Here is a 25,067-nt window from a genome sequence, read left to right on the forward strand (position 1 = left end):
TGAATAACCAATTAGCATAGCTATCCAATTAACAATGATCATGAAATTAAAAGAAGTGAGAGGGAAAATTTAACTTCGCTCAACTTTAAAATTTTGAATCATTAATTTATAAATACATCAGGTTGATTGAGTTTCCAAAAGATATCAGGTTTAAATATAGCTGGAGAAAATATCAGCAACGCGTTTTTGATCAGCTGGACAGGTATTTAACAGACGGGCACCTTCATGTCATCGCACCTCCGGGTTCGGGAAAGACAATCCTGGGGTTAGAAGTAGCATTGCGGCTCAATCAGCCTGTTTTAATTCTGGCACCAACCATTGCCATCAGGGCACAATGGATTCAGCGTTTTAGTGAATTGTTTTTATCAAATGATGAAATACCTGGCTGGATATCAACGGATATCCGTAAACCCGGGTTTATGACAGTGGTGACCTATCAGGCACTCCATGCAGCGTGTAATAATTTGTGTATTGATGAAACTGAAACTGAAGAGGAAATTGAAGAAACAAAAACAGAAAATAGCGATAACAGGAATCTTGATCAGATTGTTAAAGGATTGATTGAACAGAAAGTCAGGACAATTATAGTTGATGAAGCACATCACTTGAAAAATGAGTGGTGGAAGACTTTGACAAAAGTTAAAAATCAGATTAAGCCTGTTATTGTTGGTTTGACGGCAACGCCTCCTTACGATGTTTCTGTGAATGAATGGCAAAGATATCTGGAACTTAACGGGCCGGTTGATATAGAAATTTCTGTGCCTGAACTAGTTATAGAGGGCGATTTATGTCCACACCAGGACTATATCCATTTTACTTTGCCAACAGCGGATGATGTGCAAAGCATACAGACTTTCCGGAAAAATGTATCTGGTTTATATTTAGAAATCAAAGCTGATGAGACTTTAATTTCTGCTTTAGAAAATTGGGCTGTCTGGATAGAACCTGCCGCCTATCTGGAATGGATTTATGAAAATTTCTCTTCTTATGCCGCTTGTCTGATCTTTCTGAAAGCATGTGGAAGAGAAATTCCGGATGGACATCTTGAAGTTATAGGAGATAAGAAATTCAATGTCCCAATATTGGATTATACCTGGATAGAAACCCTGTTGCAATTTTATCTTTTTGACAATACTCATTTCAATACATTTCAGGAACATCAGAGAAAGCTCGAAAACCGATTAATTCATCATGGTATAATTGAAGGCAAACAGGTCAGCTTCTGGCATAATAAGAAGGTAACAGGGTTTTTAACTTCCAGTACCAATAAGTTAAATAGCATTAAAGAGATTGCTGATTTTGAGTATCAACGGATGAATACAGCACTGAGGATGGTTATTCTTTCAGATTATATAAGGAAAGAATTTTATGTGAACGCTTCAGAGAACATCATGGAGTTGAATAAAATTGGTGTGATGCCTGTTTTTGAAAAGTTAAGGCGCAATAATCCTGCAAATATGAAAATAGGAGTGTTAACGGGGTCCATTGTTATCCTTCCTAAAACTGCTTATGCAGCATTTGAAGTCTTGTCAAAAGCTGCGGGATGTTTAAAAATTAATACGTCGGTTGTACCATTTGATCCAGATTATCTATTGATCCAGGTTGAAGGAAATCTTAGAAATTCAATCATACAACTGGTTACTGCCATTTTTCAGGCTGGGGGTATCGAAATCCTGATTGGTACCAAATCTCTGCTAGGGGAAGGATGGGATGCGCCTGCTATAAATTCACTTATTCTGGCCAGCTTTGTTGGTTCTTTCGTTTTGTCTAACCAAATGCGTGGCAGGGCGATAAGAACGCAAAAAGATAATCCGGGGAAAACCGCAAATATCTGGCATTTAGTCTGTATAGATCCAACTTCGGCGATGGGTGGTGATGACTTTGAAGTATTGAAAAGAAGATTCAGAGGTTTCGTTGGCGTCTCATTTCAAGGGAAATCTGGTATTGAAAATGGGTTAGGGCGTTTAAATATTCCTGATAGAATTCATGAGGATAAAGAAATTGCCCTCAGAAACAAAGAAACATTTATTGGTGCGGGTGACCGTGAATCATTAAAAGAGAACTGGAACACCGCTTTAAAATCCGGAGTAGCACTGGTAGAAGAAATCCGTGTTCCTTTTTCGGACAGGGCGCCTTATCAAAAGATAAAAAAGATGTATCTGAATAAAACGATGGCTTATCTGTTTGCTGAATTGTTTTTTGGGCTCCTCAGTTTCGGAGCAGATATGGTCAGGCTATTTTTCCGTTCACTCCGGTACATGAAAACTCCTGAATCTTTTTTTAAATGGCTGATGCTTGCAGGGTTTTTGGGATTGATTTTTTGTGGTAAACAGCTTTATACTGCTGCCAGGTTATATCTGAAATATCGTGATATCTCAAAAGATGTATTTCAGATTTCCAATGTGCTGCTTAAATCATTGATTAAAGCGAAAGTTATTCACTCCGATCCTTCAAAATTGGAGATTATTGCTGTCCACGATAGCTATGGTGCCATTTATTGTCATCTGGCGGGTGGAACAACCTTTGAAAACTCTGTATTTATAAAAGCTTTAAAGGAAGTGCTGGAAGAAATTGATAATCCGCGTTATGTGATCGTCAGAAAAAGCAGGCTATTTTCTTTTTTTAGTCAGAAGGATTACCATGCGCTTCCAGAAATACTTGCCCGAAATAAGGAGCTTGCTGAATATTTTACCGGGCAGTGGAAAAGTCTTGTCGGCCCTTGTAATTTGATATTTACCAGGACCCTGAAAGGCAGAAAATTATTGCTGCAATCAAGAATGCAGGCGTTGTCTTCCCAATTTACGGAAAAAACCGGACAAGTGAATAAATGGAAATGAGCAACAGCCCTGTAATTCTACATCTTAAAGTAGAATTTGCAAATTGTTGCATCTATTTTTGCAATATATAGCGGCATAGAATTTTTTTAAATTAAATTTGCGCCATAAAAACATACCATGATTTATTTCTTCTCCAACGAGCTTAATACTGTTTTTGCTTTACAATCAGAGCAAACTCTCTCATCGTCAGATATTTCAAAGTTAACTTGGCTGTTTGGCGGGGCCCAATTCAAACAAGAAACCGTTTTGACGGAGTTCTTTATTGGTCCGCGCGCTGCAATGGTAACTCCATGGAGCACGAATGCTGTTGAAATTACCCAGAATATGGATATTCACGGGATCATCAGAATTGAAGAGTTCAAAAACACAACGGCAGACTTTACTGACTTTGATCCGATGCTGTTTCAAAAATACAGTGAACTCAATCAGGAGATTTATACGATCAGCCTTCAACCAGAGTCAATTCTGCCAATTGAAGACATCGCAGCGTATAATCAGCAGGAAGGTCTTTCTTTAAGCGAAGAAGAAGTAGATTATTTAAATAAACTTGCAGAGAAACTAGGGCGTAAGCTAACAGACTCAGAAGTATTCGGTTTTTCTCAGGTCAACTCAGAACACTGCCGTCACAAGATTTTCAATGGTACGTTTGTGATTGATGGAGAAGAACAACCCTCATCTTTATTCAAACTGATCCGTAAAACATCTGAAGCTAATCCTAACGGAATTGTTTCAGCCTATAAAGATAACGTAGCCTTTGTAAAAGGGCCCAGAGTTCAGCAATTTGCCCCTAAAAGAGCTGATGTGCCGGACTACTATGAAATTAAAGACTTTGATTCAGTAATCTCACTGAAAGCAGAAACACATAACTTTCCAACTACTGTAGAACCTTTTAACGGTGCAGCTACAGGTTCAGGAGGAGAAATCAGAGATAGATTAGCAGGCGGTCAGGGCTCTTTGCCATTAGCAGGTACTGCTGTTTACATGACTTCTTTCTCTCGTCTGGAAGAAAATCGTCCATGGGAAAAAGCGGTAAATGAGAGAGATTGGTTGTATCAGACTCCAATGGATATCCTGATCAAAGCTTCAAACGGGGCTTCTGATTTCGGTAACAAATTCGGCCAGCCGTTAATTACAGGTTCGATCCTTACTTTCGAACATGAAGAAGACGCAAGGAAACTGGGTTACGATAAAGTAATCATGCAGGCCGGCGGGGTAGGTTATGGAAAAGCTGACCAGGCTAAAAAAGAAAAACCTGCCCTGAATGACAAAATTGTTGTTTTAGGTGGAGAAAACTATAGAATTGGAATGGGGGGGGCTGCGGTATCCTCAGCAGATACAGGAGCTTTGGGTTCAGGTATCGAACTGAATGCCATTCAGCGTTCCAACCCGGAAATGCAGAAAAGAGTTGCCAATGCCGTACGTGGTATGGTAGAAAGCGATCACAATACGATTGTATCTATCCATGATCATGGAGCTGGTGGTCACCTGAACTGTCTTTCTGAACTGGTTGAGGAAACCGGTGGAAAGATTGATTTAGATAAACTGCCGGTTGGTGATCCGACCCTTTCTGCCAAAGAAATTATCGGTAACGAGTCTCAGGAACGTATGGGACTGGTGATCAGCCAGAAAAATATTGATACTTTACAGAAAATTGCTGACCGTGAAAGGGCTCCGATGTATACTGTGGGAGAGGTGACTGGTGATCATCGTTTTACTTTTGAATCTGCTACCAACGGCTCTAAACCGATGGATCTGAAAATGGAAGACATGTTCGGCAGTTCTCCAAAAGTAATCATGCAGGATAAAACGGTTGATAGAAAATATGAGCCTGTAACTTATAATACTGCTGAGCTGAATACTTATCTGGAGCAAGTATTACAATTAGAAGCAGTAGCCAGTAAAGACTGGTTAACAAATAAAGTTGACCGTTGTGTAGGTGGCCGCGTGGCTAAACAACAATGTGCAGGCCCATTACAATTACCATTGAATAACTGTGGTGTAATGGCTTTGGACTTTCAAGGTAAAGACGGTATCGCAACTTCTATTGGGCATGCGCCGCTTTCAGCACTGATTGACCCAGCCGCAGGAAGCAGAAACGCGATTGCAGAATCACTTTCGAATATCGTTTGGGCTCCTTTAAAAGATGGTTTGGAAAGTATTTCACTTTCAGCCAACTGGATGTGGGCTTGTAAAAATGAAGGTGAAGATGCCCGTTTATATAAAGCTGTTAAAGCATGTTCAGAGTTTGCGATCAGTTTAGGAATTAATATCCCTACTGGTAAAGACTCTTTATCGATGAAACAGAAATATAAAGATGGAGAAGTTATCGCACCAGGTACAGTAATTATCTCTGCTGCTGGTCATTGTGATGATATTACCGCAGTGGTAGAACCTGTTTTACGTAAAAGTGGTGGTGCTATCTATTATATCAACCTTTCGGGAGACCGTTATAAATTAGGAGGTTCATCATTTGCACAGATCTTAAATAAAATTGGTACTGAAACTCCTGATATTTTAGATGCAGCGCAGTTTAAAACGACTTTTAATACTTTACAGGAATTAGTTAAAGCAGGAAAAATACAAGCAGGGCACGATATAGGCAGTGGTGGTTTAATTACTACACTTCTTGAATTATGTTTTGCAGACCGTAACCTGGGTGCAGATCTTGATCTTTCCGCTTTAGGAGACCAGGATATTATAGAAACACTTTTTGCGGAGAACATCGGTATCGTATTCCAGGCAGATGCAAGCGCTGAAGCTATTTTGGATGCGAATGGGGTAGTTTATCATCAAATCGGTACGGTGAACGAAACAGCTCAGTTAACGGTTAAAAATGCTTCTGGTAACTGGAGTTTTGATATTGATCATTTACGTGATGTATGGTTTAAAACTTCTTACCTGCTTGATCAGAAACAAAGCGGGCCGGTTAAAGCTAAAGAACGTTTTGATAACTATAAAAACCATGTGTTAAACTATAGTTTCCCATTAAATTTTGACGGAAAAAAACCAGTTATTGACTCTTCTAAACCAAGACCTAAAGCTGCTGTTCTTCGTGAAAAAGGAAGTAACTCAGAAAGAGAATTAGCAAATGCGATGTATTTAGCTGGTTTTGATGTGAAAGATGTGCACATGACTGACCTAATTTCAGGCAGAGAAACCTTAGAAGATATTCAGTTTATTGGTGCAGTTGGTGGATTTTCTAACTCAGATGTTTTAGGATCTGCTAAAGGCTGGGCAGGAGCATTCTTATACAATGAGAAGGCTAAAAATGCACTAACCAACTTCTTTAAACGTGAGGATACCTTATCAGTTGGTGTTTGTAATGGTTGCCAGTTATTCGTAGAGCTGGGTCTGATTAACGAAGACCATGAAGAAAAACCTAAGATGTTACACAATGATAGTGCTAAACATGAGAGCATTTTTACTTCACTAACTATACAGGAAAACAATTCGGTAATGCTTTCCACTTTAGCAGGAAGTACTTTAGGTGTGTGGGTTTCACATGGTGAAGGTAAATTCCAGTTGCCATATGCAGAAGACCAATACAATATTGTATCAAAATATGCTTATGAAACTTATCCGGCTAACCCTAACGGATCTGATTATAATACAGCGATGCTGAGCGATAAAACAGGAAGACACCTGGTGATGATGCCGCATATTGAGCGTTCATTGTTCCAATGGCATTGGGCTAACTATCCTGAAGGACGCAAAGACGAAGTTTCTCCATGGTTAGAAGCGTTTGTGAATGCCAGGAAATGGATTGATAATTTAGCAAAATAGACTATTTAATATAGCTGGAACCTGCAAATAAGCAAGTTCTTTATTGTGGCCTGATGTACTATCTTTGTATAGTAATCAGGCCATATTTATATCAGGAGGTTTTATGAAAAGGATGGTGTTATTATTTCTGCTATTATTTGCTTACCGTGTACAAGCACAGGATATTGTGTACGAAGTGAAAATTGGTACAGCCAGTAAGTATAAAAAAGACCCTACACCCAGACTGGCGATGTATCTCGCTTTCGATTTGCTTTTCCCTGACCGTTATCTGCCATTACAGCTTTTTAAGCTTACAGGTGTTAAAAAGATGAAAGTAGAAAATCCGGCTGATCCATCTAAAAGCTTTGTGCTCGTGTTTAACAGAAGAGGGCAGTGGACTGCAATGCAAACCCCGAATGATACTTTATTGGTAACCTATAAAGACGGTGCACCTGATGAATTTATAAATCATTCAGGGAGCTTTAATAAGTTTCAGTATTCAGGGGACACAGTAATTACAGTGCATAATCACAAGACAGACCGTTATATCCGTAAAGGCAGGATTTTTCATAAAGTGAATAAGCATGCTGATAAATTATCACAACCGATAACCATTTATTCTAATACGAACTGGGATTTGCCCTTAACCATCCATTATAAACAGCATCCGGACGATGATGAAATGAATGTCATGACCGAAAACTTCTTTAATGATGGCAATGGAAACCTGATTTTAGACAAGACAATTTCCGTCGGACGGTCACATCTGGTCTTTAAAATGGAGAATGGATTACCAGTCACTTTGAGCACCTTTAAACAGCGCTTATCCGGTGTTGAAAAATTAGTAAAAGAGTCGGGTGAGAAGTCAGAATTGCTTAATTTCAGCTACGAATATTTTGAAAAAGAAAAAAAAACAAAATAAAATATCGTCCTTTTGAAGACTGAAATTTCTGCCCTCTACACAGCAGTCAGATTTGCTGCCCGGATTGTCTGAAATTACGGGTTCAAATCACAGCAAAGAGATTTAGCCATGCTTCTTCAATATCGGTAAAAATCATGCCTTATGTTTGCTGACACGCTTTTTTTTATTGCTCAGTAATTCTTGGATCTCCCTATTTATGACTATAAAGCAGGGAGTGGATTTCTAGTCTTTTTCACAGCGAAAAACCGGCTGAATTATCCCCTTTTTTTTCTTGTTTTTACCACGTCAAATCTGGCCCATTCTAGTTCCATATCCGCCACAGGGGCTAAAAACCGATAAATTTTGCTTACCTTTGCCTCGGTTTTAGTTTAAACGTCCGCTGTTAAAGACGCCATCTGAGCGTTAAATTCTAGAAAGAAACAGCACAATTTCTGTTTAAATATTCAGGGAATTTACTCCCTGAGCATTTGTTAATTAATGTTTTATTTAAAGCATTTTATGATATGCGGCAATTAAGCCAGCGTATATAAACTTTATTTATGAAAATAAAATTACAGCACTTATTAAGCTGTATAGTATTTACCGTTATTTTACCTTTAACACTAGTAGCGCAAGACTCTGCATCAATAAAAAAAGATACTATACCCTTAAAAAAGGATACCACGATAACTCCTTCACGTCCGGATAAACCAGTTCTGAAAATTGGGGGCGCATTAAGGTTCAACTACAATCTATCCTCCTGGAAAAAAGAACAAGTTAAAAGAGGTGGAGACTTTGGCCTTGACATGTTTCGTATCAATGCAGACGTTGCTTACAAGAAACTGGATTTTCACGCAGAATACCGCTTTTACTCTAAAGATTTCGGAGGAAGCTTTCTGAAAGAAGGCTATGTGAGATATCTTTTCAATGACAGTACCCATATGGATATCGGACTGGTTCAGAATCCATTTGGAAATACAACCTATAACTCTCATAACTGGTTCTTTAACCTTCCATATTATGCAGGCTTTGAAGATAAGTTCTCGATGGGGGTTAACTTCCATCAGCGCAGAAACCGGTGGATCTATGATATTGCCTTCTTTAAAAATGCAATGGAACTGAACTTCGGAGACAAGTCCGGAACTGACCCGTCCCGTTATTCTTATGATGTTGCCGGCAGAAACAAAGAAGTGAATCAAGGTAATATCAAAACAGAGTATTTGATAGCAGAAGATAAGAAGATTGGTATTTCCGGCATGATTGGTGGGGTATACAACATTCCTACCGGAAGAATGGGGGCCAGATGGGCTGCTGCATTACACACAGACCTGACCTTTGGTAAGCTTAATGTTAAGCTGCAATCTATGTATTATCAATATAATCTATCTGATTCATCTCAGTATAAAAATATAGTACAACTAGCAGCCTATGGTTCATCTTACGATGTCGCCCGCAAAGCTTACCTGCATACCGCATCTTTCGCTTATACACAGCCTGTAAAACTGGGCCCGGTAAAGTCGCTTGTTTTTTATGAGAACTACTCTTATATGAATAAGCCGCAAACCGGATTTAAAGATACACAGATGAATGTACTCGGTTGTATGATCAATGCAGGGAACCTGGTGACCTATGTAGATTGGGCCGCAGGAAAAAATCAGCCCTGGTTAGGGCCGGATTGGCAAAATGGATTATCAACAGGTAATCCGGATTCAAAATGGAGCAGCCGGTTCAACATTAATATTGGTTATTATTTTTAACATAAAACAGCTACACTATGTCTAAACTTAAAATAGAAGACCTTACACTCATATTCGGTAAAGAAAAAGAGGAGGCACTAGCACTATTAAAGCAAGGAAAAACCAAAGCAGAAATCCTGAAAGAAACAGGGTGTACTGTTGCGGTGAAAAATGCCAGTTTTAATATCGAAAAAGGCGAGTTCTTTGTGATTATGGGCTTATCAGGTAGTGGTAAATCCAGCTTACTGAGATGTTTTAACAGGTTAATTGAACCCACTTCGGGTAGCGTCATTTTGAATGATGTAAATATTACCAGTCTTGGAGACAAGGAATTACAGAACGTCCGTAAAAAAGAAATGGCCATGGTTTTCCAGAATTTTGGTCTGTTACCTCACCGTACAGTACTGGAAAATGTTGCCTTTGGCCTGGAATTACAGGATATCCCAAAAGAACAACGCGAAGCAAAAGCTCAGGAAGTTATTGAGATGGTTAGTCTGAAAGGATATGAAAATCAGAATACCTCAGAACTTTCTGGTGGGATGCAGCAACGTGTTGGTTTGGCCCGCGCTTTAGCAAATGATCCTGAGATCCTGTTAATGGACGAAGCTTTCTCTGCACTGGATCCGCTGATCCGTACACAAATGCAGGATGAGCTGATTGATTTGCAGGAGAAGATGCATAAAACAATTGTTTTTATTACGCACGATCTGGACGAAGCGATCCGTCTTGGAGACCGTATTGCCATTATGAAAGATGGTGAAGTGATCCAGATTGGTACTCCTGAAGATATTTTAACCAATCCGGCAGATGATTATGTGTCCTCTTTTGTAGAGAAAGTGGACCGTAAATCAATCATTACTGCGGCCAGTTTATTATTTGAGAAACCTACCGTTGCGATTTTCAGAAAAGATGGGATAGAAGGTAGTTTAAGAAAGATGCGTTCTTCGGGATTGACATCACTGCCGGCAGTTTCTGTAGACAAACATTTCCTTGGTTTTGTTTATCTGAAAGATATTCTGGAACTCAAAGCTAAAGGGCACCAGACGATAGAAATGGCTATTGTTAAAGACGTACCAGTAGCTTACCCGGAAACTACAGTGGAGCAAATGCTTCCATTTATTGCAGAAAACGGGAGAGCAGTACCAATTATTGACAGAGAGACAAATAAACTGCTGGGAATTGTTGCACAAACTTCTCTCTTGATAGAGACTACAGGGACTTCCTGGGAAAATGTGAACGGAAACTCAATTGATAACTTACAAAACGAAGTAATATAATATGATACATATAGGACCTTATATAGAAGAATTTATAAACTGGCTTACCAGCAATTTTGGAGCCTTATTTAATATTATAAAGATCATTGTGATCTCAGTAGTGGACTCAGTGGAATGGGTATTAATGTTCCCTCCATTTTATGTGATCATTTTACTGGTTGCTTTCCTGGCCTGGAAACGTACAGGTTTAGGCGTAACGATATTTACTATTTTAGGCTTAACCCTGATCTGGGCTATGGGCTATTGGGGACAAACCATGGCTACACTGGCGCTGATTCTGTCTGCTGCTTTCATTGCCCTGTTAATGGGGGTACCTATGGGAATCTGGGCTGCTAAAAACCCTTTGGCGGGAAAAATTATGAGACCTATACTTGACTTAATGCAAACCATGCCTGCATTTGTTTACCTGATTCCGGCAGTATTGTTTTTCGGTTTAGGGAAAGTACCCGGAGCATTTGCGACCATTATTTTTGCAATGCCTCCCGCAGTTCGTTTAACTACGCTGGGAATCAGTCAGGTACCTAAAGAAATTGTAGAAGCAACCCGTTCATTCGGTGCTACACCAAGACAATTGCTTTTTAAAGTAGAATTGCCTTTGGCCCTGCCAACTATACTGGCAGGAGTGAATCAAACGATTATGATGGCACTTTCTATGGTTGTTATTTCAGCGATGATTGCAGCCGGAGGATTGGGAGAAGTGGTCCTGAAAGGGATTACACAACTGAAAATAGGATTAGGATTTGAAGGTGGTATCGCGGTAGTGATCCTGGCAATTATCCTGGACCGTATTACACAGTCTTTTGGAAATACTAAAAGGAAAAATATAGCCTAAGCGGCAAGCTCAGGTTTCAAACGCAACAAAAACGGATTAATGATATTCAATAAAAAAATTAAATCTATTCAAATGAAGAAAGTAATTAGCGGATTATTAATAGCACTGACAGCAACTACACTTTACTCTTGTGGAGGTGGCGCTGCGAACAATAAAAAAGTAACCATTGGTTATGTAAACTGGGCAGAAGGTGTTGCCATGACTCAGTTATCAAAAGTATTACTGGAGAAAGAAGGTTATACTGTAGAACTGAAAAATGCAGATGTTGCACCAATTTTTGCAGCAGTAGCAGGAGGGGATGCAGATGTTTTTATGGATGCATGGATGCCGGTTACACACAAAGAATACATGGATAAGTTTGGAGCAAAACTGGAGGTTTTGGGTACAAACTATGCAAATGCACGTATTGGTTTAGTCGTTCCTGATTATGTAAAAGTAAACAGTATTGAAGAATTGAATGCAAACGCTGCACTTTTTGATGGTAAAATTACTGGAATTGATGCCGGTGCAGGGATCATGAATAAAGCAGAAGCAGCCATTAAAGACTATAAATTAAAATTGGAACTACAATCTGCAAGTGAAGCAGCAATGCTGGCTATCTTAAAGAAAAGTATTGATGCCAAAAAACCAGTGGTTATTACAGGCTGGTCACCACACTATATTTTCAGTACTTATAAACTGAAATTTCTGGCAGACCCTAAAGGTGTTTTTGGAAAGGTTGAAACCTTACAAACTGTTGCCAATAAGGACTTTGTGAAATTAAACCCGCAGGTGACTTCGTTTTTCAGAAACTTTCAGCTAGATGATGCGCAATTAGGGTCATTAATGGCTGCGCTTAATGGAGCTGATGATGAAAAAGCAGCGATTGAAAAATGGCTGACAACTAACCAGGAATTTGCTATTAGAATGAGTTCTTTTTTAAAAACTGAATCTGTAAAATAGTAAACAGTTTAATGGCTGTTTATTATCGGAGTCATTAGAAATAAAAGGCTATATGTCCCTTCATGAAGGGGCATATAGCCTTTTTCTATTTTAAGCATCTATTTAACATTGCTAAGCGTCTTTTAACGCCTGCATATCAAGCTTGTCCATTTTCAGCATTGCGCTCATCACTCTGGCCGCTTTTTCGGGATCATTATGATGTAACAATCTGCTTAAATCAGCAGGTACAATCTGCCATGATAAGCCAAACTTATCTTTGAGCCAGCCACATCTTGATTTTTCACCTCCTGCTGATAACTTTTCCCAGAATTCATCTATTTCTTGTTGTGAATGACAGTTCACAAAGAGTGAAATTGCCGGGGTAAAAGAAAACATAGGGCCTCCGTTCATTCCCAGGAAATCCTGCCCGTCCAGATGAAAAGAAGCAGACATCACAGAGCCCTTTGGCATAGGGCCGCCTTCCCCATGGTAAGAAATGTTTTGAATAACTGAATTTTTAAAGATGGAGGTGTAGAAATGGATGGCCTCTTCCAGGTTGTTGTCGAACCATAAAAATGGGGTTATTTTTTTCATACGTAATATATTTGGTGGTTAATTAATTTTAATTTATTTACCCTTACATTAGGAATAATAGTATTTAAGCCCGTTTAAAGTTTAAATATACCTCAGTAATTTGATTTAATGAAGGGGGAAAAGAGACATTTAACGGGTGAAATCATGCCTTTAAGCCTAAACCAAATAACCACAACTATGAAACGTATTTTGATCCTTTTTGCTTGTTCAGTTTTCGGAACTTGCTTATTTGCGCAGAAAAAACCAGTTAAAACCTCGGGTAATCCGATTTTTCAAGGCTGGTATGCAGACCCTGAAGCCGCAGTTTTTGATAACAAATTCTGGGTGTACCCAACTTATTCCGCTAAATATGAAGAACAAGTATTTATGGATGCTTTTTCTTCATCAGATCTGGTTACCTGGAAAAAACATGACCATGTTTTAGATACTGCTAATTTTAAATGGGCAAAAAAGGCAGTATGGGCACCTTCCATTACTAAAAAAGACAATAAATATTATCTTTTTTTTGGTGCAAATGATATACAAAATGATCAGGAAACAGGAGGGATTGGGATCGGTGTGTCCGATAAACCCGAAGGCCCTTTTAAGGATTATCTCGGAAAACCATTAATTGATAAATTTTATAACGGTGCCCAGCCCATAGATCAGTTTATATTTAAAGATAAAGACGGTCAGTATTATTTGATATATGGCGGATGGGGACACTGTAATATTGGAAAAATGAAACCTGACTTTACTGGGTTTATCCCATTTGAAGACGGCAAAATATTCAAGGAAATTACCCCTAAAGGTTATGTAGAAGGCCCTTATATGTTTATCAGGAATGGAAAATATTACTTCATGTGGTCAGAAGGAGGATGGACGGGCCCTGATTACTCAGTAGCCTATGCTGTAGCCGATTCACCAATGGGGCCATTCAAAAGAGTGGATAAAATACTCAAACAAGACCCAAAAGTCGCCACTGGTGCAGGTCATCACTCGATTATCAAACATCCTCAAACTAATGACTATTATATCGTTTACCATAGAAGACCATTAAATGAGACCAATGGAAATCACCGGGTAACCTGCATTGATAAAATGGAATTTGATGCCAGCGGATTGATTAAACCAGTGCAGATCACCTTTGAAGGCGTAAAAAGTAATCCAATCAAATAAGGAAACGTAATCCAGTCAATTGATGAAAAGGAGTTCAACTGATTGAATACCAATTATTCTTGTAAATTGTTACAATTAATGCCCGATAAAGGCGTTTTGTTCGTGTTTTAACCTTGTTTTTTATCATTTGTTTTATTCATTTTTGCACCCCTGTTTAAGCTGTTGATCCGGCATGCTTCAGGAAAAAAGATTTAGCATGAAGCAGAGGTGGGAAATGGGGGCTTTGCCGGATCGGGGGATTGCAGTCTGCCGGATAAAAAGAACGATACTTTATAAAAGATAAACTGAACAATTTAATAATTACGCTTTAGGACTGGTTTTTGTAAACTATAAAAGCAAACAATAATGCCCTGATTGATTTAAATCCTATTTAATAGCAATAGGGTTATGGGAATGAGAGAAAAAACAACTAAGTTGTACATCCCTTATCGATTGGGATTATACACTGATTTTTGCTAAGAATTTTAAATACGCTGCTACACAAATGAATGAATTAACCGGGCCTTCTAAACAAACTTTGAACTTATTAAGTGCTGTTACGGGAGCTGTTTATGTGCTGTTGAATAAATATCAGGCCTATCTGAACGATGTAGTAAAGATTGAACTGGGCATTCAGGAAAACGGGCAAAACGGGACAGTAAAAAATACAATGGAATTTCAATACCCATTGGATGGTTCGTTGACTTTCAGTGCCTTAAGTGAAAGGATATCCAAAAGCATCGATACCCTGAACAGCAATGCCGCTGATAATTTTTTCTTATTGATTATCTGGAAGAGTGACGATCAGGCCAATGAATATAAATGTGTTATTCGTATAGAAGATGGTGATGTGGTTGGCTCAGTATTCAGTTGTAAAGACACCGCATTTTACGCTGCTGTCTTTAAACAGGCACACAGCCACTTTGTGAATGTATTACAACAGGTAGTGGAAAATCCGGTGATACAAATCTCCAAACTCTCCTTTATGGATGAGCAAGAGCTGGAACAACTTGCCATTTTTAACACTGGTCTGATCGATAATGCAGTTGGAACGCCCGAATTATTACACTCCATATTTGAACGTACTGCGTTAACTTTTCCTCAAAACAAGGCAGTACATGCTGGAAGCAGGCAGGTAAGTTATCAGGAATTAAACCAGGCCGCAAACCAGCTGGCCAATCGCTTAATTGCAAAAGGTATACAAAAAGGTGATTTTGTGGGGATCTTGCTCAAGCGTTCCCCGGAAGTTTATCTTTCCATGCTCGCCATTCTTAAAGCAGGAGCTGCTTATGTACCACTGGATATCGGTTATCCTGAAGACAGGGTTAGTTTTATCCTGGAAGATTGTGGTGCTAAATTTTTATTAAGTGATGAAGCCTGTTCTGCCAGCTTTAAACTTTCCTGCGAAGTAATCCTGGTGGATGACAATTCATTTGCCATTCGTCAAAACGATATTGATGCCCCGGAAATAACGATAACAGTTGCTGATCCGGCTTATATGATTTATACTTCTGGCTCAACAGGACGTCCTAAAGGCGTAATCATTTCACATGCAGCGATCAGTAACCTGGTTAAAGGAGAAGATCGTTTATTTGAACTGAACCCGCTGGATAAAGTTGCACAGGTTTTTTCTGTAGCCTTCGATGCTTCCTTAGAAGAAATCTGGCTGGCTTTCAGGTCAGGTGCTACTTTATTCCCTGTTTCGGAAGCTGTAATGCACTCCGGATCAGATTTGAGTGACTATATTGCGACCCATCAGCTTACGGTATTGTCTACAGTACCGACTATGCTTTCGATGATGCAATACCCTTTGCCATCGCTGCGCCTGCTGATCCTTGGCGGAGAAAACTGTCCGCATGAATTACTGCTGCCATGGCATAGCAGTGGCCTGAGAATCGTCAACACTTATGGGCCTACAGAAGCAACGGTAATTGCTACCTATGCTGATTTTGATCCCTTACATAAAATAACAATCGGAAAACCCGCAGTTAACTATACCACCTATATCCTGGATGAGCAACATTTACCCGTACCCATTGGTGTACCGGGTGAACTTTGCATTGGTGGGCCAGGGCTGGCTATAGGTTACCTGCATCAGCCTGAGTTAACCGCTGAGAAATTCATCCAGCCGGTTTTTCCACTGGCTGATATTGCGCCATCCTGTTTATACCGCAGTGGTGACCTTGCCCGTTTCAACGAACAGGGGAACATTGAATTTTTAGGACGTATAGATCTTCAGGTAAAACTCAGGGGCTATAGAATAGAGCTTTCAGAAATAGAATCACAGTTACTGCAAATTGAAAGTATTAAAAATGCAGTCGTTACCGTTAAAGAAGACGAGCAGAAAGTACAAAGGCTGGTTGCGTACCTGATCCTGAAAGGAGAAGCAGATACCTTTAACGAAGAAGGCTGTAAAACACAACTTAAAGCCAGATTAGCACCCTATATGGTGCCTGCTGTATTTGTAATTATGGATGCCTTTCCACTGCTGGCCAGTGGTAAAGTAGACCGTAAACTTTTACCACAGCCTGTTAAAAAATATAAAACCGAAGGACGCAAGCTGGTCGCTGCCCGTACGCCAACAGAAACAATGCTGCTGGAGGTATGGAAAAAATACTTTGAACCACAGGAAGTTTCTGTGACTGATGACTTTTTTGACCTTGGCGGACATTCCCTGGTCGCTTCCATGATGGTTTCTGAATTACGGAAAACAGGCGCTGCTGCACAAATCTCTGTGCAGGATATTTATACCTGCCGGAGTTTAGAAAAACTTGCTGCTAAAATCAGTGCCATTGCTGATGACAACGAACAATTGCCAAAAGCAAAAGCAGAACCAACTGTCAGGTTAAAAGTATCAGGAGGCATGAAGGCCTTAACTTCATTTTTACAGTTAATCAGTGTGTTTATCTTTTTTATGATAGGCTCAGCAGGGTTGATGGCACCCTTTGTGATCCGGCATTTCGGCTCCTCAACCAAAGCATATGACTTGCTGGTTTATGGTGTAACTGGTTTTTCCGCTTTATTCTTTTCTATCATTATCCTTTCTATTGTTGCAAAATGGGTGTTGATCGGTAAATTCAAAGCAGGCAGATATCCGCTTTGGGGTTGGTATTACCTGCGTTTCTGGATTGTAAAGAAACTGATTGACCTGAGTCCGATTGGTATTTTAAGCGGAACACCATTTCTAAAATGGTATTTCAGCCTGATGGGCGCAAAAATAGGAAAGCGTGTATTCCTTGGCTCAGACAGAATCAGGGTATTTGACTTATTGACGATCGGTGACGGATCCAGCATTTCTAAAGAATCCCACTTACTCGGTTATAAAATTGAAGACGGTGCGCTGATTATCGGTAGCTTAACTATTGGAGAAAACTGTTTTGTAGGTACGCGTTCCGTGATTTCGCCCGGTGCAGTGATGGAAAATGGCTCTGGAATAGGAGAGCTTTCACAACTTCAGCCAGACACTACGATTCCTGCCGGAGCTTACTGGAAAGGAACGCCAGCAGTACATATAGGGCCAAACAAAGCAGCGCCGGCTATCAAATTCACCGGGCAGAATTCACCGATGAATTTCGCATTATATGTGGCTATATTAGCTTTAACACTAGGTTTTGTCTTCGTTTTTCCTTTCGGATTAAGTATCCCGTTTATCGTGATCTATTACGAAGTGATCTTATCTTTCGGTCTGGGCTGGGCAATGATACTTTCTATCCCGATTTCGGCGATGTATATTATCATTTATTGTGCCTCAGTTGCCCTGTTTAAATGGCTGATTATTGGTAAACTCAAAGAAGAAGCCTTCAGTATGTACAGCTTCAAGTATATCCGGAAATGGGCTGTGGATTCGCTGATGAACATGAGTTTGAATTATTTCAGATCTGTTTATGCGACTATATACCTATCATCCTGGTTAAGACTGATGGGCACCCGTATTGGTAAAGCCACTGAAATATCTACTGTAAATCAAATCACGACCGACCTTGTTAAAATAGGCGCAGGAAGTTTCCTGGCCGACTCTGTGAGTTTAGGCTCTCCGGAAGTACACCAGGGCACAATGTACCTGCGTAAGATTACGATCGGGAATAAAACCTTTATTGGAAACAGTGCCGTGATTTCAGCAGGGGATACCATCGGCAGCAATTGTCTGATCGGGGTATTGTCTACACCGCCAGCCAATATTGAGAAAAAATATGTCAACGATTCTTCATGGCTTGGTGCCCCACCAATGTATTTGCCTAAAAGACAGGAGAGTGTGAAGTTTGCGGACGACCTTACTTTCAGGCCGACCAATAAATTATACATCCAGCGTGGCGTTATTGAGCTTTTCAAGATTACTTTACCTTATGCCATTACCTCAGTGATCCTATTGTTATTCTATCATTTAATTGATAACTACTACGATCATTCCAGCAGACATATCGTTTACACCCTTAGCATTGCCCCGTTTTTACTGCTCGCGCTGATTGCTGCCTCCGCTTTAATTACTGTGCTGTTTAAAAAGGTACTCATTGGTACTTACAAACCATCAAACCAGCCCTTATGGAGTATGTTTGTCTGGAAAAATGAACTTGTGAACTCCCTGTGTGAGAATATGGTTTATCCTTTATTGGTCAATACACTGCTAGGAACACCATTTGCACCTATATTTTTCAGAATGATGGGCTGTGATATTGGAAAAGACGTTTATATGGATACCAGTGAGATTACAGAATTCGACCTTGTACATATCGGAGATCATGTGGCTATTAACCATATGTGTACGATACAAACTCACTTATTTGAAGACCGCGTGATGAAAATGGCGCACCTGCACATTGGTGATAACTGTAATATAGGGGCAATGAGTGTGGTGCTTTATGATTCTACGCTGGAAGAAGGCGCAACTTTACAAGCATTATCCTTAGTCATGAAAGGGGAAACGATCCCAAAACAAACACAATGGGCAGGTTCGCCGGCCAAATTTGTCAAGTAATCTATAAGAATAGAAAAATAATCAGGTAATTCAATAGAATAGAAAAATAACAAGGTGAAATAAAGCTGATTATATAGGTTTAATTGTTGCAACTCTGGTCTTATCTACTAAATTTGTAGACTTTAAATAAAACCTGATGATCACAAACCTAAAACACAGTATTACCTTAATTTTTCTATTCTTTGTTACCAGCCTCGCTTCAGCCCAAAACAAGATCCTTGTTTTTCAATCAGACTTCGGCTTAAAAGACGGGGCCGTTTCTGCGATGAAAGGAGTAGCTATCGGCGTTTCGCCGGATCTTAAAATATTCGATCTGACCCATGAAATCCCTGCTTATAATATCTGGGAAGCCGCTTATCGTTTAGTGCAGACTGTACCTTATTATCCAGCCGGAACAGTATTCGTTTCTGTGGTAGATCCCGGAGTAGGGACAGCCCGCAAATCTGTAGTGCTTAAAACCAAAACAGGACAGTTTATTGTTACACCAGATAACGGTACGCTGACTTTAGTCGCGCAATCACTGGGCATTGAAGAAGTCCGTGAAATCAATGAAGTTAAAAACAGACGTAAAGACTCAGAAAAATCCTATACCTTCCACGGCCGTGATGTTTACGCTTTTACCGGTGCAAAATTAGCTTCGGGTGCAATCACCTATGATCAGGTTGGAAATGAACTTCCAAAACAAGTGGTAGAAATCCCCTATCAGAAAGCTACCCTTGAAAACGGAAAACTCAAAGGAAGTATTTCTATCCTTGATGTACAATACGGCAATATCTGGACAGACATTACCGCAGACCTGGTGAAACAACTTAACCCGCAATACGGAGACATACTGCATGTGCAGATCTTCCATAAAGGAAAGAAAGTTTACGAAGGAGATGCTCCTTATAGTCAGACTTTTGGTGCTGTTGCCGAAGGTAAACCTTTAAGTTATCTGAATAGCTTGTTACAACTATCCTTCGCTTTAAACCAAGGTAACTTTGCCGCAGTTCATCATATTGCGAGTGGCAATGAATGGAGCGTGGAAGTGACTTTAAAGAAGGGTAAATAGGATGAGGGGATTAATTTACGCTTTCTTTTTTCTACTGATTTCAACTGCTGCTTTTTCCCAAACCCGGACCATAACAGGCCGGATTACAGACCAGCATAACAATCCATTGCCCGGTGCAACGATTGTATTATCGCCCGATGGCAAACAAACCACCAGCGATCATTCAGGTGCATTTAAAATAACGGCAACTGCCAGCACACAACTGATCGGTGTTAATTTTATAGGGTATAAACTTTTTAAAGAAAAGCTAACCACTGCAAATTATTATACCATCAGCTTACAACCAGATGAAGCTGTGCTGGATGAAGTTGTTTTAGTGGGTACGCGCAGTACAGGCAGAACAAGACTGAATACCGCAGTCCCTGTGGATGTATTCAATATCCCAAAATTACAAATGATGGCGCCGCAGAATGATCTAAATCAGCTGCTGCAATATGCCTCACCCTCATTTAACTCTAACCGCCAGTCTTCTTCTGATGGCAGTGAACATATTGACCCGGCCAGTATCCGCGGATTAGGCCCGGATCAGTTACTCGTGTTAATTAACGGGAAACGCAGACACACGACTTCTCTGGTGAATAACCAGGGAACGGTAGGTAATGGATCTGTAGGTACAGATATGAACTCCATTCCTGCTTCGGCAATTGAAAGAATTGAGGTTTTAAGGGATGGTGCTTCTGCACAATACGGCTCAGATGCAATTGCAGGTGTCGTGAATATCGTTTTGAAACAAAATACAGATAAATTACTGATTGCAGCGACTGGTGGGATTACTTCCAGAGGTGACGGGCAGGTGGGGCAGCTCAACCTGAACTATGGAACTGCGCTGGGCAAAAATGGCGGTTATTTAAATTTGACTGCCGAAGGCGCTTACCGCGGTAAAACTACCCGTGATCAAAATAATGACCTGATTATCTTTGATGAGTCCGCTAATCCAACCCGTGCCTACGATGATGCGCAATTAAAAGCCGGAGGCTTAACCAGAGATGATTTTAATTTCCAGATCGGAGATGCTAAAATTCAGAACCTGTCTGCCTTTTTTAATCTTGGACTTCCATTTAACCACGGAAAAACTGAGTTCTATGCTTTTGGAGGATATAATTACAGAACCGGAGAAGGCTTTGGCTTTCGCAGGCTGCCGAGCGACCCTTCAGTGAATGTATACAGTATTTTTCCAAATGGATATCAGCCCAATACCACTTCAAAAATCAATGACAGGTCTTTGGCATTTGGATTTAAACAGAAACTGGGGAATTGGAATGCCGACCTGAGTAATACTTTGGGTGATAACAGATTTGACTACGAAGTGAATAATACCGTGAATGCTTCTTTACAGGATAAATCTCCAACCAGCTTTAAAGCAGGAGGGCATGAATTCCTTCAAAACACAACCAACCTTGACTTTAGCCGTAAACTCGATGTGGTTTCTGGTTTAAATCTTGCTTTTGGTGCAGAATTCAGAGTTGACGATTATCAGATCAGGGCGGGTGAGGAAGCTTCCTGGAAAAACTATGCTTTGATTACAAATCCTGACGGCACGGTTTCCAATCCTTCAGGATTGGCAGGAGGTTCACAATCATTCAATGGTTTCTCTCCTGATAATGTGGTGCATAAAAACAGGAGTAATACTGGCTTATACGCCGACGCAGAACTGGATATAACTTCGAAATGGCTGATCAGTGGTGCGGCCAGGTTTGAACATTACAGTGATTTTGGTTCTACTGTGAGTGGTAAATTCGCTACCCGTTACAAGATTACCTCTAAATTTAATATCAGGGGAGCGATCAGCAATGGATTTCGGGCGCCATCCCTGCATCAGCAATATTTCAGTGCCGTAAGTACCGATATCTTACCAGATAATACTTTAGGGCAATCCGGTTTCTTTACCAATAACAGCCCTGTTGCAAAAGCTTTGGGTATTCCAAAATTGAAACAGGAAACCTCCCTCAATTACAGCCTTGGTTTTACCGCTCAGCCCTTTAGAAACTTCAATATTTCGGTAGATGGTTACCTGACGGATATTAAAAACAGGATTGTACTGACCGGAAGCTTTGGTTACGATGCTTTTGGAGATCCGGTTCCGGAAATTCAAAGTATCATTAATTCCTTTGGTGTATCCTCTGCGCGTTTCTTCAGCAATGCAATTGATACCAGGACTATCGGCGTAGATGTTGTGGCAGATTATAATATCAAATCCGGTGACCATACCTATGGTGCTTCGTTGGGTTTTAACATCAACAGGAATAAGATTATTGGTGACCTGCATCTTCCAGACCAGTTAAAAGGGCAGGAGGATATCTTTTTCTCACCGAATGACAGAACTTTGATTACAGAAGGAACGCCAAAGATAAAAACTAATCTTGCGCTGAATTACGGCTACAGGAATTTTAGTTTACTGCTGCGTAACGTCTACTTTGGAAAAGTGGCCAGAAATAGCTTCCCGTATGGAGAAGAGCAAATCCATAGTGGAAAAGTGGTGACTGATCTGTCCCTAAGCTATACCGTAAAACCAGTGACCTTTACTTTAGGTGCTAATAACCTTTTTGATATCTTTCCTGATCAGCAAATCTATGCCAATAGTTATTTTGGTGTATTTAAATATGCTTCAGTACAAATGGGAACCCTCGGAAGTTATTACTTTTTACGGGCGACCTTAGACTTGCCAAACAAAAAAAGATAAATAGCAGGCTAAAGGCAGGAATTGGGTCTGCCTTTAGCCTCTTTTTGTTTGAATTGTGTAATAATTTAGAAATACGAATAAGCTGTATTCTTTGTTTAGTGCTACCTGAACTGTATTATTAATGATAATTTAATATACCATCATTGAATTGTGTAATCATTTATTTGATTATTGTAATTGCAGGAGTTGCTAAAGTGGTAATTTTGTACCATTATGATAACGATTACCTCCAAATCGAAAGCTATTAAAGATCAAAACCAGGGAATAGCCACCCTGTTAGCTTTTGCATTACTCCCTCTATCTGGCTTTGCGACTGATATCTATATTCCTTCTTTACCTACTATGGCTGGGGAAATGAATGTAAGCAGTATTCAGGTGCAGCTTACCCTAAGTATCTTTCTGATCAGTTATGGTGTTTCTCAGCTCTTTATCGGGAGTGTCCTGGATAGTTTTGGGCGCTATAAAATCTCTTTGATTTCCCTGGTGATTTTTGCACTGGCAAGTTTCACGATTGCTACCACACATAATATCTATCTGATTTACCTGATGCGGGTGATCCATGGATTAACCGTTGGTGCGATTATCGTAGCTAAACGTGCTTATTTTGTCGATGTATTTTCGGGAGATAAACTCAAACACTATTTAAGTCTTTTCTCTATTATCTGGTCTACAGGCCCGATTGTAGCCCCTTTTATAGGCGGTTATTTACAAGCAGCCTTTGGTTGGGAATCTAACTTTTACTTTTTAGGTGGTTTCGCACTGGTTTTGCTGGTACTGGAAATGATTTATAGCGGAGAAAGCCTGGTTCACTTTACCGAATTCCGTTTCCGTAATATTTTAAATATCTATACGACGATGATCAAAACTGCCAGTTTTACACTGGGAATTGTGATGCTTGGATTAGCTTACTGTATGGTGATGATTTATAATATGACGGGCCCGTTTATCATTGAGCATCATTTACAGCTTTCACCTATTATTGCAGGTTATAGTTCCCTGTTTTTAGGTTTTGCATGGATGGTCGGCGGATTTATTGGTAAAGCGACAATTAACAAGCCTTTTTTCAGAAGGCTTGCCGTTAATATAGGCTTGCAGGTTGCTTTTGTGACTGTGATGATCATCAGCCTGAACTTTATCAGCAACTTATACTCGATGCTGTTTTTTGCTTTCATTATCCACGTAGGTGCAGGTTATACCTTTAATAACTATTTCACCTTCTGTTTAGGTAAGTTTCCAAAGAATGCAGGTATTGCTGGCGGGCTTACCGGCGGGATCACTTATGTCATTGTTTCTTTCCTGAGTTATGGAATTGTAAATGTTGTACCCGCAAAAGACGAAACAAATCTGAGTTATAGCTATTTGATCCTGATCGGGCTATCTGTAGTGATTATGCTGATTATTGCTAATCTCAATAGAAAAGCTGCAAATCAAGCAGTAGCACAGACTGCATAGCAGTGAAAAAACAGAACGGGATCTTTTGCTTAAACATGAATGATCCCGTTTTTTACGGCATAAATAACGAGTCCGGCGATCTTCTTTGAGCCTATTTTTTCAAACAACTTAGTCCGGTAACCTTCTACAGTCCGTACACTCAGAAAGAGCTTCTTCGCAATTTCTATATTGGTGCTTTCCTCACAAATCAGTTTGAGTATATCAATTTCCCGGTCATTCAACATCGCTTCTTTGCTGCCAATCGTTGCAGGCGGCTGGACTAATAACTCTTTGATTAAAGTAATCGATAAGTGTTTATTGAAATAAAAGCCCTTTTCATACACTTCACGGATAGCCATAATAATTTCCTCAGGCTCTGAATCTTTTAACAGATAGCCACTTGCACCCGCTTTCATCACTTTGATAATATACTGGCCTTCATCAATAGTAGACAGCATCAGTATTTTGATATTTTCAAAATTCGCTTTGATATAATCAAGCATCTTTAAATCATCCAGGCCAGGCAATTTGATATCTATAATGATCACGTCCGGCTTTTTAGAGGACAATTGATGGAGCAGATCAAAACCATTTCCTGTTTCAAAGACAAGATCAAATTCTTTGATATCATTGACTATTGCTGTTAATCCTTTCCTGAAGATTTTCTGATCATCAGCGATTGCAATTTTTAGCGGTATCATAAGAGAGAGAAAATTATAATTTGATATAAACCCGAATAATAAATATAATTCAATTCTTATAAAGTATCAAATTTTTAATCCTGGTTTACGTAGAATCACGGTAAGCCTGCCGTGGTAGCACGTATTTTGAAATCCGTAATTGAACACTCCCGATTCCGTATTATCCACCTTGAAATAAAGCAGCCAATATTCGAATTTAGGTCATGCAATTTGTAGAAGATCCAGCCATGAAATT

Annotated in this window: 14 protein-coding genes; 12 read left to right on the forward strand and 2 right to left on the reverse strand. The window is 39.8% G+C overall.

The features are described 5' to 3' along the window. Nucleotides 1-122 precede the first annotated feature (122 nt). The 7 genes from HDE70_RS06000 (at nt 123) to HDE70_RS06030 (ending at nt 12,287) form a co-directional block, all read left to right on the forward strand. A complete protein-coding gene (locus HDE70_RS06000) occupies nt 123-2,837 on the forward strand; it encodes a DEAD/DEAH box helicase family protein (protein WP_183888721.1) in 2,715 nt (904 codons plus the stop codon). A gap of 117 nt (nt 2,838-2,954) precedes the next feature. Further along, nucleotides 2,955-6,620, forward strand: a complete 3,666-nt coding sequence (purL, locus tag HDE70_RS06005; protein WP_183888723.1) for a phosphoribosylformylglycinamidine synthase — start codon at nt 2,955-2,957, stop codon at nt 6,618-6,620. Between the two features lie 103 nt (nt 6,621-6,723). Then, nucleotides 6,724-7,521 (forward strand): hypothetical protein, encoded by a 798-nt coding sequence (locus HDE70_RS06010; RefSeq protein ID WP_183888725.1) that lies wholly within the window; start codon nt 6,724-6,726, stop codon nt 7,519-7,521. A gap of 539 nt (nt 7,522-8,060) precedes the next feature. Next, nucleotides 8,061-9,257 carry a hypothetical protein gene (locus tag HDE70_RS06015; protein WP_183888727.1) on the forward strand — a complete coding sequence of 399 codons (1,197 nt, stop codon included), beginning with the start codon at nt 8,061-8,063 and terminating at the stop codon, nt 9,255-9,257. A 17-nt stretch (nt 9,258-9,274) separates the two neighbouring features. Then, the gene (locus HDE70_RS06020) at nt 9,275-10,513 is read left to right on the forward strand and encodes a glycine betaine/L-proline ABC transporter ATP-binding protein (RefSeq protein ID WP_183869137.1); all 1,239 of its coding nucleotides are present in this window, start codon (nt 9,275-9,277) and stop codon (nt 10,511-10,513) included. Between the two features lies 1 nt (nt 10,514). Continuing rightward, a complete protein-coding gene (locus HDE70_RS06025; protein ID WP_183888729.1) occupies nt 10,515-11,345 on the forward strand; it encodes an ABC transporter permease in 831 nt (276 codons plus the stop codon). 72 nt (nt 11,346-11,417) lie between these two features. Then, on the forward strand, nt 11,418-12,287 hold the full coding sequence (locus HDE70_RS06030; RefSeq protein WP_183888731.1) for a glycine betaine ABC transporter substrate-binding protein: 870 nt from the start codon (nt 11,418-11,420) through the stop codon (nt 12,285-12,287). A 111-nt stretch (nt 12,288-12,398) separates the two neighbouring features. Here HDE70_RS06030 and HDE70_RS06035 read toward each other — a convergent pair whose 3' ends face one another. Next, the gene (locus HDE70_RS06035) at nt 12,399-12,860 is read right to left on the reverse strand and encodes a VOC family protein (protein ID WP_183869134.1); all 462 of its coding nucleotides are present in this window, start codon (nt 12,858-12,860) and stop codon (nt 12,399-12,401) included. A 177-nt stretch (nt 12,861-13,037) separates the two neighbouring features. Between HDE70_RS06035 and HDE70_RS06040 the strand changes: the two genes are divergently transcribed. From HDE70_RS06040 to HDE70_RS06060, 5 genes are all read left to right on the forward strand, one after another. After that, a complete protein-coding gene (locus HDE70_RS06040; protein WP_183888733.1) occupies nt 13,038-14,018 on the forward strand; it encodes a glycoside hydrolase family 43 protein in 981 nt (326 codons plus the stop codon). 484 nt (nt 14,019-14,502) lie between these two features. Continuing rightward, on the forward strand, nt 14,503-18,969 hold the full coding sequence (locus HDE70_RS06045) for a Pls/PosA family non-ribosomal peptide synthetase (RefSeq protein WP_183888735.1): 4,467 nt from the start codon (nt 14,503-14,505) through the stop codon (nt 18,967-18,969). Between the two features lie 136 nt (nt 18,970-19,105). Further along, complete coding sequence (locus HDE70_RS06050) at nt 19,106-20,020, forward strand: S-adenosyl-l-methionine hydroxide adenosyltransferase family protein (protein WP_183869131.1); 915 nt, start codon at nt 19,106-19,108, stop codon at nt 20,018-20,020. Nucleotide 20,021: 1 nt separating this feature from the next. After that, nucleotides 20,022-22,700, forward strand: coding sequence for a TonB-dependent receptor (locus HDE70_RS06055; RefSeq protein ID WP_183888737.1), 2,679 nt, complete (start codon nt 20,022-20,024; stop codon nt 22,698-22,700). Nucleotides 22,701-22,913: 213 nt separating this feature from the next. Beyond that, complete coding sequence (locus tag HDE70_RS06060) at nt 22,914-24,152, forward strand: MFS transporter (RefSeq protein WP_183869129.1); 1,239 nt, start codon at nt 22,914-22,916, stop codon at nt 24,150-24,152. A gap of 29 nt (nt 24,153-24,181) precedes the next feature. On the opposite strand, the gene HDE70_RS06065 is transcribed toward HDE70_RS06060, so the two are convergent. Continuing rightward, on the reverse strand, nt 24,182-24,832 hold the full coding sequence (locus HDE70_RS06065; protein ID WP_183869128.1) for a response regulator transcription factor: 651 nt from the start codon (nt 24,830-24,832) through the stop codon (nt 24,182-24,184). Nucleotides 24,833-25,067: the final 235 nt, after the last annotated feature.

Source organism: Pedobacter cryoconitis (genome assembly GCF_014200595.1).
In the GTDB taxonomy this organism is placed as follows: Bacteria; Bacteroidota; Bacteroidia; order Sphingobacteriales; family Sphingobacteriaceae; genus Pedobacter; species Pedobacter cryoconitis_C.